The organism is Pelomonas sp. SE-A7, from assembly GCF_030345705.1.
Classification (GTDB): domain Bacteria; phylum Pseudomonadota; class Gammaproteobacteria; order Burkholderiales; family Burkholderiaceae_C; genus JAUASW01.
The window spans coordinates 215,762-237,292 of sequence record NZ_JAUASW010000003.1 but is presented as its reverse complement, the minus strand read 5'-3'; the positions used below and the strand labels follow the sequence as shown (position 1 = coordinate 237,292).

At 69.3% G+C, this 21,531-nt stretch carries 20 protein-coding genes; 16 read left to right on the top strand and 4 right to left on the bottom strand.

The genetic code is table 11. The features are described 5' to 3' along the window. Positions 1 to 2: 2 nt before the first annotated feature. Positions 3 to 263 carry a BufA2 family periplasmic bufferin-type metallophore gene (bufA2, locus tag QT382_RS19020; protein WP_289255699.1) on the bottom strand — a complete coding sequence of 87 codons (261 nt, stop codon included), beginning with the start codon at positions 261 to 263 and terminating at the stop codon, positions 3 to 5. Between the two features lie 225 nt (positions 264 to 488). Between bufA2 and QT382_RS19015 the strand changes: the two genes are divergently transcribed. The 5 genes from QT382_RS19015 to QT382_RS18995 are packed head-to-tail and all read left to right on the top strand — an operon-like array spanning position 489 to position 5,511. Beyond that, positions 489 to 1,370: an N-acetylmuramic acid 6-phosphate etherase gene (locus QT382_RS19015; RefSeq protein ID WP_289255698.1), complete on the top strand. Its 882-nt coding sequence runs from the start codon at positions 489 to 491 to the stop codon at positions 1,368 to 1,370. A 23-nt stretch (positions 1,371 to 1,393) separates the two neighbouring features. After that, the gene (locus QT382_RS19010; protein ID WP_289255697.1) at positions 1,394 to 1,579 is read left to right on the top strand and encodes a transposase; all 186 of its coding nucleotides are present in this window, start codon (positions 1,394 to 1,396) and stop codon (positions 1,577 to 1,579) included. Next, positions 1,576 to 2,853, top strand: coding sequence for an MFS transporter (locus QT382_RS19005; RefSeq protein WP_289255696.1), 1,278 nt, complete (start codon positions 1,576 to 1,578; stop codon positions 2,851 to 2,853). The genes QT382_RS19010 and QT382_RS19005 overlap by 4 nt, the downstream gene beginning before the upstream one ends. Further along, the gene (locus QT382_RS19000; protein WP_289255695.1) at positions 2,850 to 3,980 is read left to right on the top strand and encodes an acyltransferase family protein; all 1,131 of its coding nucleotides are present in this window, start codon (positions 2,850 to 2,852) and stop codon (positions 3,978 to 3,980) included. The genes QT382_RS19005 and QT382_RS19000 overlap by 4 nt, the downstream gene beginning before the upstream one ends. A gap of 4 nt (positions 3,981 to 3,984) precedes the next feature. Then, the gene (locus tag QT382_RS18995) at positions 3,985 to 5,511 is read left to right on the top strand and encodes a glycoside hydrolase family 10-like protein (RefSeq protein ID WP_289255694.1); all 1,527 of its coding nucleotides are present in this window, start codon (positions 3,985 to 3,987) and stop codon (positions 5,509 to 5,511) included. Here QT382_RS18995 and QT382_RS18990 read toward each other — a convergent pair. Continuing rightward, the gene (locus QT382_RS18990) at positions 5,499 to 6,677 is read right to left on the bottom strand and encodes a serine hydrolase domain-containing protein (protein ID WP_289255693.1); all 1,179 of its coding nucleotides are present in this window, start codon (positions 6,675 to 6,677) and stop codon (positions 5,499 to 5,501) included. The genes QT382_RS18995 and QT382_RS18990 overlap by 13 nt on opposite strands. A gap of 86 nt (positions 6,678 to 6,763) precedes the next feature. Here QT382_RS18990 and QT382_RS18985 point away from each other — a divergent pair, with 86 nt between their 5' ends. The 11 genes from QT382_RS18985 to QT382_RS18935 all read left to right on the top strand — a co-directional run bounded on the left by QT382_RS18985 (position 6,764) and on the right by QT382_RS18935 (position 18,937). Then, entirely contained in the window at positions 6,764 to 7,264 is a 501-nt protein-coding gene (locus QT382_RS18985; RefSeq protein WP_289255692.1) for a GAF domain-containing protein, read from the top strand. Then, complete coding sequence (locus QT382_RS18980) at positions 7,261 to 7,671, top strand: response regulator (RefSeq protein WP_289255691.1); 411 nt, start codon at positions 7,261 to 7,263, stop codon at positions 7,669 to 7,671. Before QT382_RS18985 ends, QT382_RS18980 begins: the two co-directional genes overlap by 4 nt. Positions 7,672 to 7,734: 63 nt before the next feature. Beyond that, complete coding sequence (locus QT382_RS18975) at positions 7,735 to 8,679, top strand: BadF/BadG/BcrA/BcrD ATPase family protein (RefSeq protein ID WP_289255690.1); 945 nt, start codon at positions 7,735 to 7,737, stop codon at positions 8,677 to 8,679. Next, positions 8,676 to 9,518, top strand: a complete 843-nt coding sequence (locus QT382_RS18970; protein WP_289255689.1) for an N-acetylmuramoyl-L-alanine amidase — start codon at positions 8,676 to 8,678, stop codon at positions 9,516 to 9,518. The genes QT382_RS18975 and QT382_RS18970 overlap by 4 nt, the downstream gene beginning before the upstream one ends. A 7-nt stretch (positions 9,519 to 9,525) precedes the next feature. Continuing rightward, the gene (locus QT382_RS18965; RefSeq protein WP_289255688.1) at positions 9,526 to 10,536 is read left to right on the top strand and encodes an ABC transporter permease subunit; all 1,011 of its coding nucleotides are present in this window, start codon (positions 9,526 to 9,528) and stop codon (positions 10,534 to 10,536) included. Further along, positions 10,533 to 11,423 carry an ABC transporter permease gene (locus QT382_RS18960; protein WP_289255687.1) on the top strand — a complete coding sequence of 297 codons (891 nt, stop codon included), beginning with the start codon at positions 10,533 to 10,535 and terminating at the stop codon, positions 11,421 to 11,423. The genes QT382_RS18965 and QT382_RS18960 overlap by 4 nt, the downstream gene beginning before the upstream one ends. Next, positions 11,420 to 12,454: an ABC transporter ATP-binding protein gene (locus QT382_RS18955; RefSeq protein WP_289255686.1), complete on the top strand. Its 1,035-nt coding sequence runs from the start codon at positions 11,420 to 11,422 to the stop codon at positions 12,452 to 12,454. The genes QT382_RS18960 and QT382_RS18955 overlap by 4 nt, the downstream gene beginning before the upstream one ends. Continuing rightward, positions 12,447 to 13,418 (top strand): peptide ABC transporter ATP-binding protein, encoded by a 972-nt coding sequence (locus QT382_RS18950; RefSeq protein WP_289255685.1) that lies wholly within the window; start codon positions 12,447 to 12,449, stop codon positions 13,416 to 13,418. The genes QT382_RS18955 and QT382_RS18950 overlap by 8 nt, the downstream gene beginning before the upstream one ends. Before the next feature lie 49 nt (positions 13,419 to 13,467). After that, positions 13,468 to 15,075 (top strand): ExeA family protein, encoded by a 1,608-nt coding sequence (locus QT382_RS18945; RefSeq protein WP_289255684.1) that lies wholly within the window; start codon positions 13,468 to 13,470, stop codon positions 15,073 to 15,075. A 21-nt stretch (positions 15,076 to 15,096) separates the two neighbouring features. Beyond that, positions 15,097 to 15,681: a general secretion pathway protein GspB gene (locus QT382_RS18940; protein ID WP_289255683.1), complete on the top strand. Its 585-nt coding sequence runs from the start codon at positions 15,097 to 15,099 to the stop codon at positions 15,679 to 15,681. A gap of 238 nt (positions 15,682 to 15,919) precedes the next feature. After that, positions 15,920 to 18,937: a TonB-dependent receptor gene (locus QT382_RS18935; protein WP_289255682.1), complete on the top strand. Its 3,018-nt coding sequence runs from the start codon at positions 15,920 to 15,922 to the stop codon at positions 18,935 to 18,937. Between the two features lie 48 nt (positions 18,938 to 18,985). Here QT382_RS18935 and QT382_RS18930 read toward each other — a convergent pair whose 3' ends face one another. Continuing rightward, positions 18,986 to 20,848: a sensor histidine kinase gene (locus QT382_RS18930; RefSeq protein WP_289255681.1), complete on the bottom strand. Its 1,863-nt coding sequence runs from the start codon at positions 20,846 to 20,848 to the stop codon at positions 18,986 to 18,988. Continuing rightward, positions 20,832 to 21,491, bottom strand: a complete 660-nt coding sequence (locus QT382_RS18925; protein WP_289255680.1) for a response regulator transcription factor — start codon at positions 21,489 to 21,491, stop codon at positions 20,832 to 20,834. The genes QT382_RS18930 and QT382_RS18925 overlap by 17 nt, the downstream gene beginning before the upstream one ends. Positions 21,492 to 21,531: the final 40 nt, after the last annotated feature.

Here is a 21,531-nt window from a genome sequence, read left to right as displayed (position 1 = left end):
TTTTACTTCTCGACCTTGCCGCCGGCCTTGGTGCATTCCTCGGCGGACTTCTTGCTGACCCAGCCCTGGCCCTTGCAGGCGTTGTGGCCCTTGCAGTCGCTCTTGGCGGTCTTGCATTCCGAGGTGCCCTTGCAGGCGTTCACGCCCGAACACTTGACCTTGGCGTCGGTGCCCTGGGCCAGGGTCGGCGTGGTGCCGGCGGCGAACAGGGCGGCGGCAGCGACGGCCAGGCCGAGGCCGGTCTTCAGAGTCTTGGCTTGCATATGCGTGTCTCCAATCGGTGAAGTAGTTGAGGAGTAGGGAAGAAACATTGCTACTACAGGCCGGAAAGCCCCGGCTTGCCGACTTGCGTCGGGCCAGGGCCGGCCGAACTTACACCCACTTCTGTTTTTGACGCCATTGCCTGAAGTTATGGCTAGGGCCATCAAGCGAATTGACCAGACCATTGGTAGACCATTAGAGTCCAGCTACCACTCTGCGGTATCCCCATGCTGAAGACCGAAACCCCCAGCAGCGCCCATCCGGACCTGGACCTGTACGAGCTGCCCCAGCTGGTCAGCGTATTCATCGAGGACCAGATTGAGGCCGTCAACGCGGTGCGCCGCGCGGGTCCCCAACTGGCCGCGGCGGTGGCAGCGGCCTTGCCGCGCATCCAGGCCGGCGGCCGTTTGCTCTATGCCGGTGCCGGCACCTCGGGTCGCCTCGGCGTGCTGGACAGCGTGGAGCTCTACCCCACCTTCTCCTGGCCGCGCGAGCGCGCCGTGGCGGTGATCGCCGGTGGCCGTGACGCCATGTTCGTCGCTATCGAAGGCGCCGAGGACGACGAGGTCCAGGGCGCTGCCGACATCGCCGGCCTGCAGCCCGGTCCTAACGATGTGCTGCTGGCCCTGGCGGCCTCGGGCGGCACGCCCTATGTGCTGGGCGCGATCCGCGCAGCCCGTGCGGCCGGCGCGCTGGCGATTGGCTTTGCCAACAATGCCGAGGCCCCGGTCACCCAGGCCGCCGAGCTCGGCATTACGCTGGACACCGGCCCCGAGGTGATCTCCGGCTCGACCCGGCTCAAGGCCGGCAGCGCCCAGAAGATGGCGCTGAACACCTTCTCCAGCAGCCTGATGGTCAAGCTGAACAAGGTCTACGGCAACCTGATGGTCGACCTCAAGGCCACCAATGCCAAGCTCTTGCGCCGGGCCGTGGCCCTGACAATGCGGGCCACCGGTGCCGACGAGGCCCGGGCCCGCGAGGTGCTGGCCCAATGCGACCACCATGTGAAGGTGGCCCTGGTGGCGATACGCAAGAACCTGTCGGTCGAGCAGGCGCGCGAGCTGCTGGCCTCGGCCCAGGGCAGCGTGCGCCGCGCGCTGAGCGACTGAGCGGCCGGCTGCTTTTTCATTGCATGCGCAGCACGCTACGCCGCGAGTACACGCCAGCCTTCAAGCGCCATGCGATGGAGCAGGCGCGCAGGCGCAGCGTCTATGCCGCCGCCCGCGAGCTGGGCCTGGCGGAGCAGACGCTGCGCAACTGGGTCAACAAGATGCGGACCGAGGACAGCCCGGTCGCCGCCTCCACAATGCCCGCATGAACTCCACCCCCGCGAACCGCAGCCCCTGGTCCTGGATCCCGACGCTGTATTTCGGCCAAGGCATCCCCTACGTCGTCGTGATGACCCTGTCGGTCATCATGTACAAGAATCTCGAGGTGTCGAACACCGACATCGCGCTGTACACCAGCTGGCTCTACCTGCCCTGGGTGATCAAGCCGCTGTGGTCGCCGCTGATCGAGCTGTTCGGCACCAAGCGGCTGTGGGTGGTGGTGCTGCAGTTCTTCGTCGGCGCGGCCCTGGCCATGGTGGCGCTGACCTTGCCCGGCCCCGACTTCTTCCGCTGGAGCCTGGCGGTGTTCTGGCTGATGGCCTTTGCCTCGGCCTCGCACGACATCGCGGCCGACGGCTTCTACCTGCTGGCCCTGCCCACGCACAGCCAGGCCGCCTTCGTCGGCGTGCGTTCCACCTTCTACCGGCTGGCCAATATCGCCGGCCAGGGCGCCCTGGTCTACCTGGCCGGCGAGCTGCAGGAGCGCACCGGCAGCATGAAGACCGCCTGGAGCGTCGTGTTCTTCGTGCTCTGCGGCCTGTTCATCGCGATGGCGGTCTACCACCGCTTCATGCTGCCGCGGCCCGAGACCGACAAGCCGGTGCCCGGCGGCGGCGACACGCTGCGCGAATTCGGCCGCGTGTTCGCCCGCTTCTTCGCCAAGCCCGGCATTGTCGTGATCCTGGGCTTTTTGCTGCTCTACCGCTTTCCCGAGGCCCAGCTCTTGAAGCTGGCCACGCCATTCCTGCTGGACAAGCCCGAGCTGGGCGGCCTGGGCCTGTCCACCAAGCAGGTCGGCATCGCCTACGGCACCGTGGGCCTGATCGCCCTGACCCTTGGCGGGCTGCTGGGCGGCTGGGTGATCTCGCGCATAGGCCTCAAGCGCGCGCTGTGGCCGCTGATCCTGCTGATGCATGTGCCCAATGTGGTGTTCCTGCTGCTGGCCATGGCCCAGCCGCACAGCCTTTGGATCGTCAGCTCGGCTCTGGCCGTGGAGCAATTTGGTTATGGCCTCGGCTTCACGGCCTACCTGATGTACATGATTCTGGTGGCAGAGGGCGAGCACAAGACCGCGCATTACGCGATCTGCACCGGCTTCATGGCCCTGGGCATGATGCTGCCCGGCATGTGGAGCGGCGCGCTGCAGGCCTGGCTGGGCTACCACTGGTTCTTCGTCTGGGTGCTGGTGGCGACGATTCCCTCGTTTGCGATGGCGGCCCTGATCAAGATTCCGGAAGGCTTCGGCAAGAAGGCTGAGGCATGAGCAATCGCCTGGCCAGCCTCGACGCCTTCCGTGGCTTCACCATCGCCGCGATGCTGCTGGTCAACAACCCGGGTGACTGGGGGAATCTCTACGGCCCGCTGGCCCACGCCAAATGGCATGGCTGGACGTTCACCGACTGGATCTTCCCGTTCTTCGTCTTCATCAGCGGCATCTCGATGACCCTCAGCCTGGGCCGCCGCGCGGCACTGGGCGACAGCAAGCAGGCCCTGCTGGTGCAGGCACTGCGCCGCGGCGCCACCATCGTGCTGATAGGCCTGCTCTTGAACCTGATCCCGCAGTTCGACTTCGCCAATCTGCGCTGGCCCGGCGTGCTGCAGCGGCTGGGCCTGTGCACCATGCTGGCCGCACCCCTGGTGCTGTGGCTGGACTGGCGCCGCCAGCTGCTCGCGGCCCTGGCCTTGCTCGTGAGCTACAGCCTGCTGCTGCTTTGCGTGGCCGTGCCCGATGCCGCTGGCGTGGTCCATGTCGGTTCGCTGAATCCCGGCGAAGACACCGGCGCCTGGCTGGACCGGCTGCTGATGGACGGCCATCTGTGGAAGCAGGCCAGGACCTGGGATCCCGAGGGCCTGCTGTCCACGCTGCCGGCCGTGGCCAGCCTGATCGCCGGCGCACTGGCCGGACATTGGCTGGCCTCCAGGCGCGAGCCGGCGCACAAGGCCATGGGCTTCATGGTCGGCGGCCTGGCCTGCCTGTGGCTGGGCCAGCTCGGCGATGCCTGGCTGATGCCCATCAACAAGAGCCTGTGGACGCCGCCCTATGTGTTCGCCATGGCCGGCTGGGCCTGCCTGGTGTTCGGCAGCTTCTACTGGCTGCTCGACGCCCAGCCCTCGCAGCTCTGGCGCGAACGTGCCGCCCGCTGGGGCAGGCCGCTGATCGTGTTCGGCATGAACGCGCTCTTCCTGTTCGCGTTCTCCGGCCTGGTCGCCAAGCTGATGGGCTTCTTCAAGCCCGGCGGCCGCTCGCTCAAGGCCTGGGCCTACGAGCCCATCCAGGCCCTGGGCCTGGCGCCGGTCAATGCTTCCCTGCTGTACGCCATCGCCTTCGTGGCCGTGATGTACGGCGTTGCCCACTTCATGTGGTCCAAGAAATGGTTCGTGAAGGTCTGATGCCATGACTCTGACTCGCCGCTCCGTCCTTGCCAGCGCCGCCGCCTTGGCTGCCTGTGCCGACCTGCCCTTTGCCGGTGGTGGTTCGCTGCGCGAGGCGCCCGAGCTGCTGCGCGAAGCGCCCGCCGCCACGCGCGAGTTCCGCGCCGCCTGGGTGGCGACCGTGGCCAACATCGACTGGCCCAGCAAGAAGGGCCTGAGCATGGAGCAGCAGCAGGCCGAGGCCCGCGCCATGCTCGACAAATGCGTGGCGCTCAAGCTCAACGCCGTGATCTTCCAGATCCGCACGGCGGCCGATGCGCTGTACGAGTCCAAGCTGGAGCCCTGGAGCGAATACCTGACCGGCACGCAAGGCGTGTCGCCGGGCTACGACCCGCTGGCCTTCTGGATCGCCGAGGCCCATGCCCGCGGCCTGGAGCTGCATGCCTGGTTCAACCCGTTCCGCGCGCGCCAGAACTCGGCCAAGTCGACCGCCGCCGCCACCCACCTGAGCCAGACCAGGCCCGGCTGGGTCAAGAGCTATGGCGACCAGCTGTGGCTGGACCCGGGCGAGCCCGAGGCCGGCGAGCACACGCTGGCCGTGTTCAAGGACGTGCTCAAGCGCTACGAGGTCGATGGCCTGCACATCGACGACTACTTCTATCCCTATCCCATCGCCCTGCCGGGCCGTGCGGCGGATTCGAAGGAAGAGCTGGACTTCCCCGACGAGCCCAGCTGGCAGCGCTACCAGCAGGCCGGCGGCACCCTGGCCCGCAATGACTGGCGGCGCCAGAACGTGGACCGACTGATCGAGCGCATCTACGGCATGATCCGCGCGACCAAGCCCTGGGTGCGGTTCGGCGTGAGCCCCTTCGGGATCCCGAAGCCTTCCATCCGCAACGAGAACATCGCCGGCTTCAGCCAGTACGACAAGCTCTACGCCCATGTGGAGCTGTGGCTGGAGCAGGGCTGGATGGACTACCTGGTGCCGCAGCTCTACTGGAGCCGCACGCAGAAGGGCCAGAGCTACGAGCCGCTGCTGCAGGTCTGGCGCGCCAACAACCCGATGCAGCGCCATGTCTGGCCCGGCCTGTTCACCAGCCGCATCCAGGCCGACAAGCCCGAAAGCTGGGGCCCGGACGAGATCCTGGGCCAGATCGACATCACCCGCCGCGTCGCACCGTCCACCGGCCATGTGCACTTCAGCATGGTGGCCCTGAACCAGAACCGCAAAGGCCTGGCCGACCAGCTGGCCGCCGGACCTTATCGCGAGGCCGCGCTGGTGCCGGCCACGCCCTGGCTGGAGCAAGGCGCACCCGGCATGCCGCAACTGAGTGCCGAGCGCCAGGGCACGAACTGGATGCTCAAGCCTGCCGCCGGGCTGGGCAAGCCGGCCAGCCGTTATGCGGTCTGGCTGCGGGCCGACGGCCAATGGCGGATGGAGATCACCACCGGCCCGCTGAGCGTGCCTGCCGCCGGCCTCGATGCCGCAGTGATCTCGGCGCTGGACCGCGTCGGCAACGAGAGCGAGCGCCGCGCCTACCGGCTCTGAGCCTCGGCGACGCCGGTGGCCCGCGCCGCCAGCGTGCCCAGCTGTCCGTACAGCGGCAGGATGTTGGTCGGCTTGCCCGGGTGGACCCGGTTGGCCAGCAGCACGTAGAAGCTGCGGCTGGTCGGGTCGATCCAGAGGATGCAGCCGGTGAAGCCGGTGTGGCCATAGCTGCTCTTTGGATAGAGGCTGCCACGGGGCCGGGAGTAGGGCGTGTCCATGTCGAAGCCGGCGGTGCGCAGTTCCTTCAGCCCCGGCGGTGATTGCGGTTCGCTCAGCAGCCGAATGCTTTCTGCAGTCAGGAAGCGGCGTCCATCCGGCAGCTTGCCGCCGGCCAGCAGCATGCGGGCGTAGCGCGCCAGGTCGCTGCTCGTGGTGAACAGGCCGGCATGGCCGGCCACGCCGCCCATGCGCCGAGCGGTCGGGTCGTGGACTTCGCCGCGCAGCACCTGGCCACCCTCGAGGATCTCGGTGGGCGCGATGCGGCCGGCCTGCAGGCGCTGCAGCGGCAGGTAGCCGCTGTCCTGCATGCCCAGCGGCGCGAACAGGCGCTGGCGGGCCTGCTGGTCCAGCGGCGCGCCGCCCACGCGTTCGACGATCAGGCCCAGCAGGATGAAGCTGATATCGGAATAGCGGAACTCCGTGCCCGGCGCGGCCTTCAGCGGCTGGCTGCAGGCCTGCTGCAGGGCGCCGTCCTTGCCGGTCCAGAACTCGCCGTCGGCTCGTTTGGCCGACATGCCGGCCGGCAGGCCCGCCGTGTGGGTCAGCAGATGTCGCAGCGTGATCGCGCCCCAGGCTTCGCCGCCGCAGCCGGGCAGGTAGCGCTGCAGGGGCGCCTCCAGGTCCAGCAAGCCCTGCTCGCGCAGCAGCTGCACCAGCGGCGTGGTGACCACGACCTTGGTCAGCGAGGCGGCGTCGTAGACCGTGGCCTCGTCGCTCGCTTCCGGCGTCGGCAGCAGGGCGCGGCGGCCATAGGCGCGGTGGTAGCTCTGGCCTTCGCGCTCGACCCAGAACTGGCCGCCCGGCATCTGCTCGGCCGCAATCATGGCCTCGATGGCGGTGTCGGCCTGGACCAGGGCCTCGCGCTGGAGCGGTGGGGCAGGCGGCGGGATGGCGCAGCCGGCGAGGATCAGGGCGGACAGCAGGGTGGCGAGTGGACGACGGCTCATGGGCGGCGATTGTGGGTTGCGTCTCGCCGGGCCGCATGTGCCGCTGCTAAGCTGCGGCACACCTGGCGCACAGCCGAAGGAGGCCCATGCCCGCTGCCCCGCTGCCCGACAACGAAGCCGAGCGTCTGCAGGCGCTGCGCGAGCTGCTGATCCTGGACACGCCGCCCGAGCAGCGCTTCGACCGCATCGTCGAATTCGCACGCCAGGAGTTCGAGGTGCCGACGGTGCTGCTGAGCCTGGTCGACGACCAGCGCCAATGGTTCAAGGCGCGGGTCGGGCTCGATGCCTGCGAAACCTCGCGCGACAGTGCCTTCTGTGCCTACGCCATCCTCAGTCCCGAGATCCTGCTGGTCGAGGATGCCCGGCTGGACCCGCGCTTCGTCGACAACCCCCTGGTCACCGGCCCGCCCGGCATCCGCTTCTATGCCGGTGCGCCGCTGGAAGTGGGGCCCGGCCTGCGCGTGGGCACGCTGTGCCTGATCGACTACCAGCCGCGCCGGCTGGATGAGACGGACCTGGCCATCCTCGGCACCCTGCGCGAGCTGGTGCAGGGCGAGCTGCTGGGCCGCGGGGAGCTGGACGCATGACGGCCGCCGCCCGCAAGCAGCTGCTGCTGGTCGATCCGCATTCGCTGTTCCGCCGGACCGTGGCCCTGGTGGCCCGCCAGCTGGATGTGGCCGACGTGGCCGAGGCCGTCAGCCTGGAGGCGGCGCGCCATCGGCTGGAGCAGGAGCGCTTCGACGCGCTGCTGCTCGATATTGGCGATGGCGTCGAGAGCCTGGCCCTGATGCAGAGCCTGCGCGCCGGCCAGCTGCGCAGTGCCCGCGACCTGCCGGTGGCCCTGATGGCCGAGCAGGTGGATCCGGCCACGATCGAGCTCTTCAAGCCGCTGGGCCTGGCGCGCATCATGCTCAAACCCTTCAAGGTCAAGACGGCGCTGGAGGTGGTGTCCCAGCTCGCCATGCGGCCAGGTTATGCGGCCGGACCGCATTGACATTTGCCGCTGCAGCGGCCGGCCCCTAAGCTGGGGCGGCTCTGTTTCTGCCCGCCACCGCCGATGACCGCCCCCGCCTCCGCCCATGTTCCCAGCCTCGGCCTGGGCCTGGGCCTGGACGCTGGCGGCACGCAGACCCGCTGGGCGCTGGCCGAAGCCGGCGGCCGCCTGGTTGCCGAAGGCCATGTGGGCGGCTTCAGCGGCCTGATGCTGAACGACGCCACCGGCCGCATCGCCCTGGCCCAGATCACGCACCAGCTGGCCGCCGCCGTCCTGCCGCATGGCCGGCCGCTGCGGGTGGTCGCCGGCATCACCGGCGTGTCGGACAAGCCCCAGGCCCGCCAGATGGAAGACCTGCTGTCGCAGGCCCTGGGCCTGGCGCCTTCCAGCATCCGCTGCGGCGGCGACATGGACATCGCCTACCGCGCCGCCTTCGCCCCGGGCGAGGGCTATCTGCTCTATGCCGGCACCGGCTCCATTGCCGCCTTTGTCGATGCAGGCGGCCAGCTGCAGCGCGCCGGTGGCCGTGGCGGCCTGCTGGGTGACGAAGGCAGCGGCTACTGGATCGCTCGCCAGGCCCTGGCCCTGGTCTGGCGTGGTGAGGACGAAGCGCCCGGCGCCTGGCAGCAATCGAAGCTGGCCCGGGCGCTGTTCGATGCCATTGGCGGCAGCGACTGGTCGGTCAGCCGGGCCTTCATCTACGGCGCCGAGCGCGGTGCCATAGGCCGTCTGGCCCTGGCCGTGGCGGCCGCGGCGCGCGAGGGTGACGAGCAGGCCCAGGCCCTGCTGCTCAAAGCCGGTCATGAGCTGGCGCGCCTGGTGCTGGCCCTGATCAAGCGCTACGGCGCCAAGCCCGTGGCCGCCGCCGGCCGCGCCCTGCAATTGCATCCGTTGATCGCCCAGGGCTTGGGCGAGGCCCTGCCCCAGGGCCTAGAGTTACGCCTCGTCCATCTGGAACCCCACAAGAGCGCCGCGATCCGCGCGGCCGAGAACCCTGCTGCATCATGAAGACCCGTCTCCTCGCCGCATCGCTCGCCCTGCTGCTGTCCGCCTGCGCCACCGGCCCGCAGATCGACACCACGTTCGTTTCGCAGAACCAGGACAGCCGCGCGCAGTTCCTGGTGCTGCACTACACGGTGATCGACTTCGAGAAGTCGCTGCGCGTGCTGACCACCGGCGGCCAGGTCTCCAGCCACTACCTGGTGCGCGACGAGCCACCCACCATCTACCGCCTGGTGGACGAGACCCGCCGCAGCTGGCATGCCGGCCAGAGCTCCTGGACCGGCCACACCAACCTGAACGCCGGCTCCATCGGTATCGAGATCGTCAATGCCGGCTGGGTGGACTCGCCGAACGGCAAGGTCTACGCCCCGTTCCCGCAGAAGCAGATCGACGCGGTGATCGCGCTGTGCAAGGACATCGTCAAGCGCCACAACATCCGCCCCGAGCGCGTGATCGGCCATGCCGACATCGCCCCCGGTCGCAAGCAGGACCCGGGCCCCATGTTCCCCTGGAAGCAGCTGGCCGATGCCGGCGTGATCCCCTGGCCGGACGAGGCCAAGCTGGAGGCCAAACGCCAGGAGTACGCGGCCAAGGAACTGCCCTCGGCCGAATGGTTCCAGGAGCGGCTGAACAAGGTCGGCTACGCCGTGCCGCGCAACGGCGAGCTGGACCGTGGCACCCAGGATGTGATCGCCACCTTCCAGATGAAGTACCGCCCGTCCAACTACGCCGGCCAGCCGGACTCCGAGACCGCGGCCCTGCTGGATGTGATCACCAGCCCGGGCGGCATGACCTTGAAGGGCGAAGGCGACCAGCCGGCTCGCCCGTACACGTCCCGTTGGTAAACGCCTGATGCTGCAGTTTCTTGCCCGCCGCTTGCTGGGCCTGGTGCCCACGCTGCTGGGCATCACGCTGCTGGCCTTCGGCCTGATACGGCTGATCCCCGGCGACCCGGTCGAGGTGATGATGGGCGAGCGCCGGCTCGATCCCGAGCAGCATGCGGCCCTGATGCAGCGCCTGGGTTTGGACAAGCCTCTGCATGTCCAGTACCTCGACTACGTGGGCAAGCTGGTGCAGGGCGACCTGGGCGAGTCCATGGTCAGCCGCGAACCGGTGGCCAAGGAATTTGCCGCGCTGTTCCCGGCCACGCTGGAGCTGGCGGGCGTGGCCTTGCTGCTGGCGGTGACCCTGGGCCTGCTGCTGGGCCTGCTCGCGGCGCTGCGCCGCGGCTCGCTGGTGGACCAGGGCGTGATGGGCCTGGCCACCGTGGGCCATTCGGTGCCGGTGTTCTGGTGGGGCCTGATCCTGATCATGTACTTCTCGGTGGGCTTGGGCTGGACTCCGGTCTCGGGCCGCATCTCCGTGCTCTACGAGGTGGAGCCGCACACCGGCTTCATGCTGATCGACAGCCTGTTCTGGGGCGAGTCGGGCGCCTTTGCCTCGGCCTGTCTGCACCTGCTCTTGCCGGGCCTGGTGCTGGGCACCAGCACCACGGCCGTGATCGCGCGCATGACCCGCAGCTCCATGCTGGAGGTGCTGCGCGAGGACTATGTGCGCACCGCCCGCGCCAAGGGCCTTTCGCCGCGCCGCGTGCTGCTGGTGCACGCACTTCGCAATGCGCTGATCCCGGTGCTGACCGTGATAGGCATGCAGACCGGCAGCCTGCTGGCCGGCGCGGTGCTGACCGAGAGCATCTTTTCCTGGCCCGGCGTCGGCAAGTGGCTGATCGAGGCCATCGCCCGGCGCGACTATCCGGTGGTGCAGGCCGGCATCCTGATCTCGGCCCTGACCTTCATCGCGGTCAACCTGGTGGTGGACCTGCTGTACGGCGTGGTCAACCCGCGCATGCGGAGCCATCGATGAGCGGCACACGCGACGCTGCCTTCCCTTCGCCGGCCCGCGAAGCCTGGGACGGCTTTGCCGCCAACCGCGGCGCGCTGGCAGCCCTGGTGTTCTTCGGCCTGGTGGCGCTGGCCGCGCTGCTGGCGCCGTGGATCGCGCCGCATGACCCGGTCGAGCAGTACCGCAGCAGCATGCTGACGCCGCCGGTCTGGGAGCAGGGCGGCAGCCTGCGCTTCCTGCTCGGCACCGACGAGCTGGGCCGCGACCTGCTTTCGCGCCTCTTGCACGGCGGGCGGGTCTCGCTGGGCATAGGTCTGGCCTCGGTGCTGCTGTCCCTGCTGCCCGGCGTGGCCCTGGGCCTGCTGGCCGCCTTCCATCCGCGCTGGATCGCGCCGCCGGTGATGCGGGTGATGGACATCATGATGGCCTTGCCGGGCCTGCTGCTGGCGATCTGCGTGATCGCCGTGCTGGGCCCGGGCCTGGTGAACACGGTGATCGCCATCGCCATCGGCGCGCTTCCCGGCTACACGCGGCTGACCCGCGCCGCGGCGCTGGGCGAGATCCACAAGGAATACGTGGTGGCCAGCCGCGTGGCCGGCGCCAGCACCTGGCGGCTGATGCTGGTCCAGGTCTTGCCCAACTGCCTGGCGCCGCTGATCGTCAACGCGACCCTGAGCTTCTCGGCCGCCATCCTCGAGGCCGCCGGCCTGGGCTTTCTGGGCCTGGGCGTGCAGGCGCCGACGGCCGAATGGGGCGGCATGCTGGCCTCGGCGCGCGACTACATCCAGCGCGCGCCCTGGGTGGTGATGCTGCCGGGCCTGACCATCCTCTGCACCGTGCTGTCGGTCAATCTGATGGGCGATGGCCTTCGAGATGCGCTGGACCCGAAGCTCAGAAAGCTGTCATGACGGCGCCTCTGCTTTCCATCCGCAACCTGCGCGTGCAGTTCGGTGCCTTCCCGGCCGTCGAAGGCGTGGACCTGGAGCTGGCGCCGGGCGAGCTGCTGGGCATCGTCGGCGAATCGGGCTCGGGCAAGTCGGTGACCATGCTGGCCCTGATGGGCCTGATCGACGCGCCGGGCCGGGTCACGGCCGACCGCCTGGAGTTCATGGGCCGCGACCTCCTGCAGCTCGATGCGCAGCAGCGCCGCGAGCTGATAGGCGCGGATCTGTCCATGGTGTTCCAGGACGCGCTGACGAGCCTCAACCCCAGCTACACGGTGGGCTACCAGATCGCCGAGGTGCTCAAGGCCCACCGCGGCCTGCGCGGCGCCGCGCTGGAGAAGCGGGTGCTGGAGCTGCTGGAGCTGGTCGAGATTCCGGACCCGAAGCGGCGCCTGCAGGCCTATCCGCACGAGCTCTCGGGCGGCATGAACCAGCGCGTGATGATCGCCATGGCGATTGCCTGCGAACCGCGCCTCTTGATTGCCGACGAGCCGACCACGGCGCTGGACGTGACCATCCAGGCGCAGATCATGGACCTGCTCCTGCGTCTGCAGCGCGAGCAAGGCATGGGCCTGGTGATGATCACCCACGATCTCGCCGTTGTCGCCGAGATGGCAAGGACAGAGCCCCCACGCAGCGCACAAGGTGCGCCGCTGCCCCCCGAGGGGGCGGCGCCGCCTCGGGAGCGGCCCAGCGCCGGCGCGCGGGTTGCCGTGATGTACGCCGGCCAGGTGGTCGAGACCGGGGCCGTGCCCGAGTTGTTCGACGCGCCGCGCCATCCCTACACCCAGGCCCTGCTGGCGGCGATTCCCGAGCACAGCCGCGGCGCACGCCGGCTAGCGGCCCTGCCGGGCATCGTGCCCGGCGCGCACGACCGGCCCTGGGGCTGTTTGCTGGCGCCGCGCTGTCCCAAGGCGCAAGTGCGCTGCCAGGCCGAGCGGCCGCTGCTGGAGCAGGGCGTGCGCTGCTTCTTCCCCGGTGAATCGAATGGCTGAGCCCGAGCTGATCCTGCAGGCGCAAGACCTGGCCCGCCACTACAGCGTCCGCCAGGGCCTGTTCCAGCCCAAGGCCACGGTCAAGGCGCTGGATGGTGTCAGCTTCAGCCTGAGGCGCGGCCGCACGCTGGCCGTGGTCGGCGAGTCGGGCTGCGGCAAGAGCACGCTGGCGCGCCAGCTGACGCTGATCGAGCACCCCAGCGGCGGCTCGCTGCGGCTGTCCGGCGTCGAGGTCGCCACGGCATCGAACGACACGCTGAAGCAGCTGCGCCGCCAGGTGCAGATGGTGTTCCAGAACCCCTTTGCCTCCTTGAATCCGCGCCGCTCCATCGCCGCCACGCTGGAGGAGCCGCTGCTGATCAACACCACGATGAGCCGCGGCGAGCGGCGCGAGCGCATGGAGGCACTGGCGGCCAAGGTCGGCTTGCGCACCGAACAGTTGCGGCGTTATCCGCACATGTTCTCGGGCGGCCAGCGGCAGCGCATCGCCATTGCGCGGGCCATGATCCTCAACCCCGGCATCGTGGTGGCCGACGAACCGGTGTCGGCGCTGGACCTGTCCATCCAGGCACAGATCCTCAACCTGTTCATGGACCTGCAGGACGAGCTGGGCACGGCCTATGTGTTCATCTCGCACAACCTGTCGGTGGTCGAGCATGTGGCCGACGAGCTGATGGTGATGTACCTGGGCCGCGCGGTCGAGCTCGGCGACAAGCAGGTGATCTACGCCCGGCCGCTGCATCCATACACCCAGGCCTTGATGAGCGCCACGCCGGCCCTGCGCGCGGCCGACCGCCGCCAGCGCATCGTCATCAGGGGCGAGCTGCCCAGCCCCTTGAACCCGCCCACGGGCTGCGCCTTCCACAAGCGCTGCCCGCTGGCCCAGCCGCGCTGCGCCGAGGAGCAACCGCAGCTGCGCGAGGTCGACGGGCGGCAGGTGGCCTGCCATCTGGTCTCTGCCTGAGTCGCTACCATGGGCGCCCCGGCACACCGCCGTGCCGGACATAGCGCCCATGTACGCCAAGTTCTTCGGCCTCCAGCAGGAGCCGTTCTCCATCGCTCCCGATCCCCGCTATCTCTTCATGAGCGAGCGGCATCGCGACGCCTTGGCGCATCTGCTGTACGGCCTGCGCGGCGGTGGCGGCTTCGTGCTGCTGACCGGCGAGATCGGCGCCGGCAAGACCACGGTCTGCCGCTGCTTCCTGGAGCAGGTGCCGGAGCAGTGCCAGGTGGCCTACATCTTCAATCCCAAGCTGACCGTGCTGGAGCTGCTGCGCACGGTCTGCGAGGAATTCCACATCGAGCCGCCGGCGGGCAGCGACACGGTCAAGCCCCTGGTCGATGCGATCAATGCCTTTTTGCTGAAGGCCCATGCCGACGGCCGCAATTGCGTGCTGATCATCGACGAGGCGCAGAACCTGTCGGCCGAGGTGCTGGAGCAGCTGCGCCTGCTGACCAACCTCGAGACCAGCGAGCGCAAGCTCCTGCAGATCGTGCTGATCGGCCAGCCGGAGCTGCGCCAGGTGCTGCAACGGCCCGAGCTGGAGCAGCTGGCCCAGCGCGTGATCGCCCGCTTCCACCTGGAGGCGCTGAGCGAGGCCGAGACCGCGCAATACATCCACCACCGGCTGGGCGTGGCCGGCTTCGACGGCAGCGGCCCTTTCGACCGCGCGGCGATACGCCGCATCCAGCGCCTTTCGCGCGGCGTGCCGCGGCGCATCAACCTGCTCTGCGACCGGGCCCTGCTGGGCGCCTATTCGCAGGGCCGGCGCAAGATCACGGCACGGCTGCTGGAGCAGGCGGCGGCCGAGGTCTTCGGTGTCCGGCCGGGTGGGCGCCGCGCGCTGGCCTGGACGCTGGGCCTGGCGGGCCTGGGCGTGGCGGTGGCCGCGGCAGCGACCTGGGTGGCGGTGGGCAAGCGCCAGGAACCCCATGTCATCAAGCCCGTGGCCGCGGCTTCGGCACCGCCGCCCGCGGTGGCCAGCGCGCCGGCCTCGGCGGTTCCGCCCTTTGATCCGAATGCGCCATTGAGTCTGGCCCTGCGCAACGAGCGCGATGGCTGGCGCGAGCTGTTGAGCCAATGGGGCCAGGTCTTGCCCGAAGGTGAGACGGGTGAGCCCTGTGCGGCGGTCAAGCAGCTGGGCCTGCAGTGCCTGCGCAGCGAAGGCGGCCTGGCCCAATTGCGGCTGCTGGCGCGGCCGGCCCTGTTGAGCCTGATCGACGGCAGCGGCCAGCGCGCTTATGCGCTGCTGGTGCGGCTCGACGAGGAGAGCGCCGAGCTGCAAGCCGGCGGCCATTCGCAGCGGGTCGGCCTGGCGGCGCTGAGCCGCCAATGGCGCGGCGAGTTCGCCCTGTTGTGGCGGGTGCCGCCGGGCTACGACGGCCAGGCGCGCGCCGAGCCCTTGGCCGGCTGGCTGGACCAGCAACTGGCCAAGGCCCTGGGCGAAGCGGCAGCCGGCGACGGCAGCCCGCGCCCCTTCGATGCGGCGCTGCAGGCGCGGGTCGCGGCCTTCCAGCGCGCCCAGGGCCTGCGGGCCGATGGCCTGGCCGGCCCCATCACGCTGATGCAGCTGAACCGGGCCGCCGGCATTGCCGAGCCGCGCCTGGGCCGCGGTGGCTGAACGAGCGAGGAGAGCGAGCCCATGTCCCTGATCCTCGATGCCCTGCGACGCGCCGAATCCGAGCGCGAGCGCGGCAAGCTGCCTGGGCTGCGCAGCGATCCAGGTCCTGCCGACCGCGCCGACGAGGCTGCACTGCCGGCTGTGCGCCGGCTCTGGCCCTTGTTGCTCGCGGCGCTGTTGCTGCTGGCCGCAGGGGCGTGGCTGGCCCAGTGGTGGCGCGGTGACCCGGCCCCTGCGGCCGCTACGGCCCAGCCTGCGCCGCCCCTGGCCCAGCCTCCTGTGGCACTGGGCGCCGAGATGACACGGCTGCGCCTGCCCGATCCGGCTTCGGCGCCACCGGTGCTGGAGCCGCCACCGCTGGCCCCGGTTCCCGAGCCCCGCATCCCCAAGCTGCAAGAGCTGCCGGAGGCGCTGCGCCGCGAGCTGCCCAAGCTGGTGGCCGGCGGCGCCATGGATTCGGAGCAGGCCGCGCAGCGCATGCTGATCCTGAACGGCCAGCTGCTGCACGAGGGCGATGCCGTGGCACCCGGCCTGGTGCTGGAGCGGATCCAGCTGCGCACGGCCCAGCTGGTCTACAAGGGCCAGCGATTCACCATCGCGTACTGAGCGCCCCCAGGGCCGTGCTGCGCACAGCCCGCCCCCCGTGGGGGTCAAGCAAACTTGGGGCGGCCCGGCGTTTGCTTGTGAGCGGAACGGGGTTTCAGCCGCCAATTTCGCGCGCGGCGCAAGTCATAACCCTGGGGCATACAACGCAAACACAATGGAACTGTCGGGCAGCCAGACCAGCACGCATGCTGGCGGTCTAGTTAAGTAGACCGGCAACCAAGCCGCAGGAGGCAGCCCCATGATCCCGTCGTTCAAGCCCACCCCGGTCGCCCAGGCGATCACCCTGGCCCTCATGATGGCCGGCAGCACGCTGGCCCTGGCCCAGAGCGCGCCCGCGTCGTCCGATGCCGAGGCCAAGAAGGCCGCCGAGGCCAAGAAGCAGCTGGAAACCGTGCAGGTGACCGGCATCCGCGCCTCGACCGAGCAGTCGCTGCTGATGAAGAAGGACGCCGGTGCCAACATCGACGTGATCACGGCGCTGGACGTGGGCAAGATGCCCGACAAGAACCTGGCCGACTCGCTGCAGCGCGTGGTCGGCGTGGCGGTCCGCACCGACTACGACGAGGCTGAAAAGGTCGCCATGCGGGGTACCAATCCCGACATGAGCCTGATCCTGTTCAATGGCCACACGGTCAGCGGCGGCGACTGGTACCTGGCCGACCAGAGCTCCAGCTCGCGCAGCACCTCGCTGAGCCTGATGCCCTCGTCGGTCCTGAATGCCGCGACGGTCTACAAGACCTCGCAGGCCAACATCGTCGACGGCGGCCTGGCCGGCACGATCAACGTGACCACCCGCAAGCCGCTGGACCAGAAGAAGAGCCTCGGTGGCGTGGTCAGCGTGGGCGGCGTCTATGCCGACCTGCCGGGCAAGACCGGCCCGCAGCTCAATGCCAGCGTCAACTGGAAGAACGAGGCCAACAACTTCGGCGTGATCGCCCAGGCCTTCGGCGAGAAGCGCTATGTGCGCCGCGACTCGGTGTCGCGCCTGGCCTATGGTGCCAACAGCGGCTGGGACCAGATCAACCTGTCCACCATGCTGGGCATCACCGACGCCTCGCTGGCCGGCACCGGCTACAAGGCCGCCGACCTGCAGGACGTGCGCATGCCCGGCTCCATGGCCACCGAGTTCGTCGAGGGCGTGCGTGACCGCAAGGGCGGCATGTTCGCGGTGCAGGCCCGCCCGACCAATGACTGGGACGTGGGCGTGACCGGCTTCTACTCGACCATGGGTGCGTCCAACTTCGGCCGCGCCACCATGGGCGCCATGAACAGCATGCTGCGCGGCCTGGCCGGCACCACCGGCGAGACCACGGTCTTCACCAACTCCAACGGCCAGCGCGTCTACGCCCAGATCAAGAACCCGGTGATCGTCACCGAGAAGACGATCTACGGCGACACGCTGCGTGTGCTCAAGAGCGCCGACATCGTCTTCCCCGACGGCACGACGCCCCAGTACATGGGCAACTCCGAAGGCTTCTATCGCAGCGGCGCCAAGGCCAGCAGCGGTTTCCTGGACTTCGACGCCAAGTGGCAGGCCTCCAAGGACCTGGTGTTCAAGGGCCTGTTCAGCACCACGCGCGGTGTGGGCCACACCGAGAACGACCGCGGCCTGACCTATGCCCGCTTCGGCAAGGGCGTGTCCTATGCGTTCAACGACGTGGACGAGGCGCCCAACTTCAAGACCATCGGCGGCGGTGACGGCAGCACGCCGGCCCTGAACGCCGACGGCAGCGGCTACCGCCTGGTCTCGCGCAGCGGCATCAACCGCTACCACACGGTGGACCGCGAGAAGAGCGTGGCCATCGACGGCGAGCTGACCCAGGACTTCGACATCTTCACCTCGCTGCAGTTCGGTGTGCGCCGCGCTGACCACAACCGCGACTTCCGCCGCTCCATCGTGGCCCTGAAGGCACCTTTCAGCGCCGCCACCGGCACGCCGCCGGTCTCGGCCGCGGTCAGCTACCCGGGCGATTTCGGCAATGGCCTGGGCGGCACGTTCGAGAACACCGGCTTCTATTTCCCCAAGGAATACCTGGTCGACTACTTCGCCAATGTGGCCAAGACCACGACGCCGGAATTCGAGCGTTTCGTCAGCTCCGAAATCGAGCTGCGCGAAGTCCAGACCTCGCTCTACGCGATGCAGAACTTCGAGGCCAAGAACGGCCTGTCGGGCAACATCGGCATCCGCTTCGTGCGCACCATGGTCAACTCGATGACGCCGGTGCCTATCCCGGCCGGCGCCTGCGCCCGTATCGAGCCGGGCAAGCCGGTCACGCCCTGCGCGACCTTCCCGGACGCGATCAACACGGCCGGTGACGCCGTCTCGTACTACGACGGCGTGGCCTGGAACCCGGCCGCCGGCACCATGTACTACAAGAAGGCCAACAAGCGGAACTTCGACAACTTCCTGCCCAGCCTGAACCTGCGCTGGGAGATCGACCGTACCCTGATCGCCCGCCTGGGTGCCTCCAAGACCATCGGCCGCCAGAACTACAACCTGTACGGCGCCAACTTCACCGGCGCGACCTGCACCTCGGCCGGTTGCCAGGTGACCGGCCCGAACCCGGACCTGACGCCGCTGACCGCGCGCAATCTGGACCTGTCGCTGGCCTGGTACTTCGCCCGTCGCGCCATGCTGTCGGTCAGCGCCTTCGGCTCGCTGATCAATGGCTATGCCAAGACCGGCGCGGTGCAGAGCGGTGCCTCGGTGGATCTGTACGACTCCAGCACCAACAGCTTCCGCACCTACCAGATCAACACGTCCACGCAGCAGAAGGCCAAGATCCGCGGCGTCGAAATCGCCTACGAGCAGCCCATCGGCGCCGGCTTCGGCTTCACCTCGAACGTCAGCCTGGCCGAGACCTCGGTGGAAGACGGTCGTCCGATGAACGGCGCCTCCAAGGTGGCCTGGAACCTGGGCGGCTACTACGAGGACGACGCCTTCAGCGCCCGCCTGGTGTTCAACTACCGCGGCCGCTACGTGTCGAGCACGACGGCGCCGGCGCCCACGGCCAACAGCCAGGGCCTGTCGACCATCGGCGGCGTGCTGATGCCGACGGCTCCGACCATCGCCGCGCCGGTGACCAACGTGGCCCTGTCGATGAACTACAACCTGACCAAGGAACTGCAGCTGTCGTTCAACGCCACCAACCTGACCAACCCGGGTCGTGCCCAGTACCGCTACAGCGAAGCGGAACAGCAGAAGCTGGACGTCAGCGGCCGCCAGTACTACCTGGAAGCGCGCTACAAGTTCTGAGCCCGCTCAGCAGGAGCGAGAAGGCCGCCCTCGGGCGGCCTTTTTTGTTCAGGCGGCGGCTTGCGGCCAGGCGATGGCGACGCGGGTGCCACCTTGCGGCCCCGGGCCAATATCCAGCTGTGCGCCAATGCTGGTCGCACGGGCCCGCATATTGGCCAGGCCATGGCCGGCGGGTGCGTCGGCAGGGGCGGGCTGGGGGCCTATGCCATCGTCCAGCAGCTGCAGCTGCACTTCGGCCGGCCGACCGCCGTGGCCTTCAATCCAGCGGGCGGTCACGGTGACGCTGCTGGCCCGCGCATGCTTGAGCACATTGGTGAAGGCCTCCAGCAGGATGCGCTGCAGCTGCAGCACGGCCTGCGGCGACAGCTCGGCCAGCGGCGGCAGCGAGGCCACGTCCCAGACCACGCGCAGCCCGGCGGCCTGCAGCCGCGGCTGCAGCCGGTAGCGCAGCGTGGCCAGCACGGTGGTGAGGTCGGCATCCATGGGCTGCAGCGAATCGACCGCCATGCGCATCTCGTCCAGCGCCTGGCGGACCTGGGTCTCCAGTTCCTCGCGTTGGCTGCCACCCTCGCGGTTGACCATGTTCAGCAGGCCCACCAGCTGCGAACCTATGCCGTCGTGGATCTCGCGCATGATGCGCTGGCGCTCGTTCAGCACCGCCTGTTCCTGCTGCTGGCTGCGCAGCGTCTCGAAGGCCTGGCGCAGATGTTCCTCGCGCTCGGCGACCCGCTCGGCTAGGTGCTCGTTGAGCGAGCGGTAGTCAGCCAGCGTGCGGCTGTAGCGCGCCACCACCACCCAGGCCAGCACCAGCACGAAGGCGAACAGCGCATGCGGCGTCAGCTGCCGGCTCATCTCGCCCAGCCAGCCGGTGCGCACCAGGAAGAAGTCGTGCACGCCGGCGACCACCGACAGCGCGCCGCTGACCACCACCATCCAGGCGATGGGCTGGCGATCGCGCAGGGCCTCGCGCAGCACCAGGGCCAGCGACAGCAGGCTGAGCGTCAGCATCAGGCCCAGGGCGGCGGTCCAGTAGTGGCGCTGCAGCAGCGCGAACGAGAGGCTGGCCAGCACGGTGACGGCGGTCAGCACGACGTTGATGGTGTGGACCAGCCAGCGCGGGTTCTTGCCCAGTACCAGCACGATGAAGCGGTTCAGCAGCACGATTTGCCAGCCATAGCCCAGGGCCAGCGCCGCGCCCCACATCGGCCAGGGCAAGAGGGCGTTCTGCCAGACCGCGTCCAGCGGCCGCAGCACGCCGGCCAAGGCGGCCAGGCTGTAGCAGCCGTAGACCGGGTCGCGCTGGCGCAGCCACAGCGCCGCGGCCAGGCCGCCCATCAGCAGGAAGCTGGCGACATAGGCGGCCGGCAGCATCTGGTCGAACAGCCGCCAGCGGGCCTGCAGCGCCTCGGCCTCTGCCGCCGGGCCCACGCGAAGCGGGGTCAGGATGGCGCCGCGCAGCGCCTGGGCATCGAGCTCGATGCTCAGCTCGTTCGGTCCATCGGTGCGAAGCAAGGCTGGTGGCAGCAACAGGAGCTGGCTTTGCTTGGCCATGTCCTGCCAGCTGTCGCGGCCCAGGGTCGCCAGCCTGTGGCCGTTCAGCAGCAGCCGGGCCTGGTTGCCGACGCGCTCGATCAGCAGGGCCCGGGCCTGGTTGCCCTCGGGCAGGCGTAGCCGCAGCCAGGCGCGGCCGTCCTGGCCGTTGCGCAGCTTGTCCCAGCGCAGGGGCAGGGCGAGGGACTGTTCTGCCGTGGGCGCGGCGTCGGTCGAGGCTTGCAGGCTGAAGCAGGCCTGCTCAATGCGCCACCAGCCCAGCTTGGGATCAGGCCGTGCCGGCGGCGGCTCGCAGGCCAGCGCCAGGCCGGCCTGCAGGAACATCAGGATCAGCAGCGCGGCCCTAGCGCAGCAGCCCATACTGCCTGGCTTCGAAGACTGCCTCGCTGCGGTTGTGCACGCCCAGCTTGCCGTAGATGTTGCGCACATGGGTCTGCACCGTGGTCACCGAGATCGCCATCTGCTGGGCAATCTCGGCATAGGTGAAGCCGCGGGCGATCAGATCCAGCACCTCGGTCTCGCGGCGCGACAGCGCCTCCGGCGCCGGCCCTTCGCGGCGGCCGGCCGGCTGCTCGGCCCGCCAGCGGGCCAGCAGCTGGCGGGCAATGATGGGCGTCATCGGCGAGCCACCGGCATGCAGACTCAGCACATGGGTGGCCAGGTCGGCCTCGGTGCCGTCCTTGAGCAGGTAGCCGCGGGCCCCGGCCTCGAAGGCGCGCAGCATGTTGGCCTCGTCGCCGAACATGGTGATCACCATCACGGCACAGGCCGGCTGCATGCGGCAGCAGCGCTGGATCAGTTCCAGGCCCGAGCGATCCGGCAGGCCCAGGTCGACCAGCAGCACCTCGACCGGGTTGTCGGCGAACCAGGCCAGCAGTTCGGCGGCGGTAGAGGCGCTGAAGGCCAGGCGCAGCGAGGGTTCACCCTCGATCACGTGGCACAGGCGTTCTCGGGTACGGCTGTCGTCCTCGACCAGGGCGACGGTGATGGCGGCTGCGTGCATGGCGGCGATCTTGTCAGGGCGGGCCCAACATTGCCAGCTG

Excerpts from the sequence above, each read along its gene's own strand:
- QT382_RS19000 (WP_289255695.1), top strand. The coding sequence starts at position 2,850 with ATGAGCAATCGCCTGGCCAGCCTCGACGCCTTCCGTGGCTTCACCATC.
- QT382_RS18960 (WP_289255687.1), top strand. The coding sequence starts at position 10,533 with ATGAGCGGCACACGCGACGCTGCCTTCCCTTCGCCGGCCCGCGAAGCC.
- bufA2 (WP_289255699.1), bottom strand. The coding sequence starts at position 263 with ATGCAAGCCAAGACTCTGAAGACCGGCCTCGGCCTGGCCGTCGCTGCC.
- QT382_RS18990 (WP_289255693.1), bottom strand. The coding sequence starts at position 6,677 with ATGAGCCGTCGTCCACTCGCCACCCTGCTGTCCGCCCTGATCCTCGCC.
- QT382_RS18955 (WP_289255686.1), top strand. The coding sequence starts at position 11,420 with ATGACGGCGCCTCTGCTTTCCATCCGCAACCTGCGCGTGCAGTTCGGT.
- QT382_RS18985 (WP_289255692.1), top strand. The coding sequence starts at position 6,764 with ATGCCCGCTGCCCCGCTGCCCGACAACGAAGCCGAGCGTCTGCAGGCG.
- QT382_RS18950 (WP_289255685.1), top strand. The coding sequence starts at position 12,447 with ATGGCTGAGCCCGAGCTGATCCTGCAGGCGCAAGACCTGGCCCGCCAC.
- QT382_RS18995 (WP_289255694.1), top strand. The coding sequence starts at position 3,985 with ATGACTCTGACTCGCCGCTCCGTCCTTGCCAGCGCCGCCGCCTTGGCT.
- QT382_RS18980 (WP_289255691.1), top strand. The coding sequence starts at position 7,261 with ATGACGGCCGCCGCCCGCAAGCAGCTGCTGCTGGTCGATCCGCATTCG.
- QT382_RS19010 (WP_289255697.1), top strand. The coding sequence starts at position 1,394 with ATGCGCAGCACGCTACGCCGCGAGTACACGCCAGCCTTCAAGCGCCAT.
- QT382_RS18925 (WP_289255680.1), bottom strand. The coding sequence starts at position 21,491 with ATGCACGCAGCCGCCATCACCGTCGCCCTGGTCGAGGACGACAGCCGT.
- QT382_RS18970 (WP_289255689.1), top strand. The coding sequence starts at position 8,676 with ATGAAGACCCGTCTCCTCGCCGCATCGCTCGCCCTGCTGCTGTCCGCC.
- QT382_RS19015 (WP_289255698.1), top strand. The coding sequence starts at position 489 with ATGCTGAAGACCGAAACCCCCAGCAGCGCCCATCCGGACCTGGACCTG.
- QT382_RS19005 (WP_289255696.1), top strand. The coding sequence starts at position 1,576 with ATGAACTCCACCCCCGCGAACCGCAGCCCCTGGTCCTGGATCCCGACG.
- QT382_RS18935 (WP_289255682.1), top strand. The coding sequence starts at position 15,920 with ATGATCCCGTCGTTCAAGCCCACCCCGGTCGCCCAGGCGATCACCCTG.
- QT382_RS18945 (WP_289255684.1), top strand. The coding sequence starts at position 13,468 with ATGTACGCCAAGTTCTTCGGCCTCCAGCAGGAGCCGTTCTCCATCGCT.
- QT382_RS18965 (WP_289255688.1), top strand. The coding sequence starts at position 9,526 with ATGCTGCAGTTTCTTGCCCGCCGCTTGCTGGGCCTGGTGCCCACGCTG.
- QT382_RS18975 (WP_289255690.1), top strand. The coding sequence starts at position 7,735 with ATGACCGCCCCCGCCTCCGCCCATGTTCCCAGCCTCGGCCTGGGCCTG.
- QT382_RS18940 (WP_289255683.1), top strand. The coding sequence starts at position 15,097 with ATGTCCCTGATCCTCGATGCCCTGCGACGCGCCGAATCCGAGCGCGAG.
- QT382_RS18930 (WP_289255681.1), bottom strand. The coding sequence starts at position 20,848 with ATGGGCTGCTGCGCTAGGGCCGCGCTGCTGATCCTGATGTTCCTGCAG.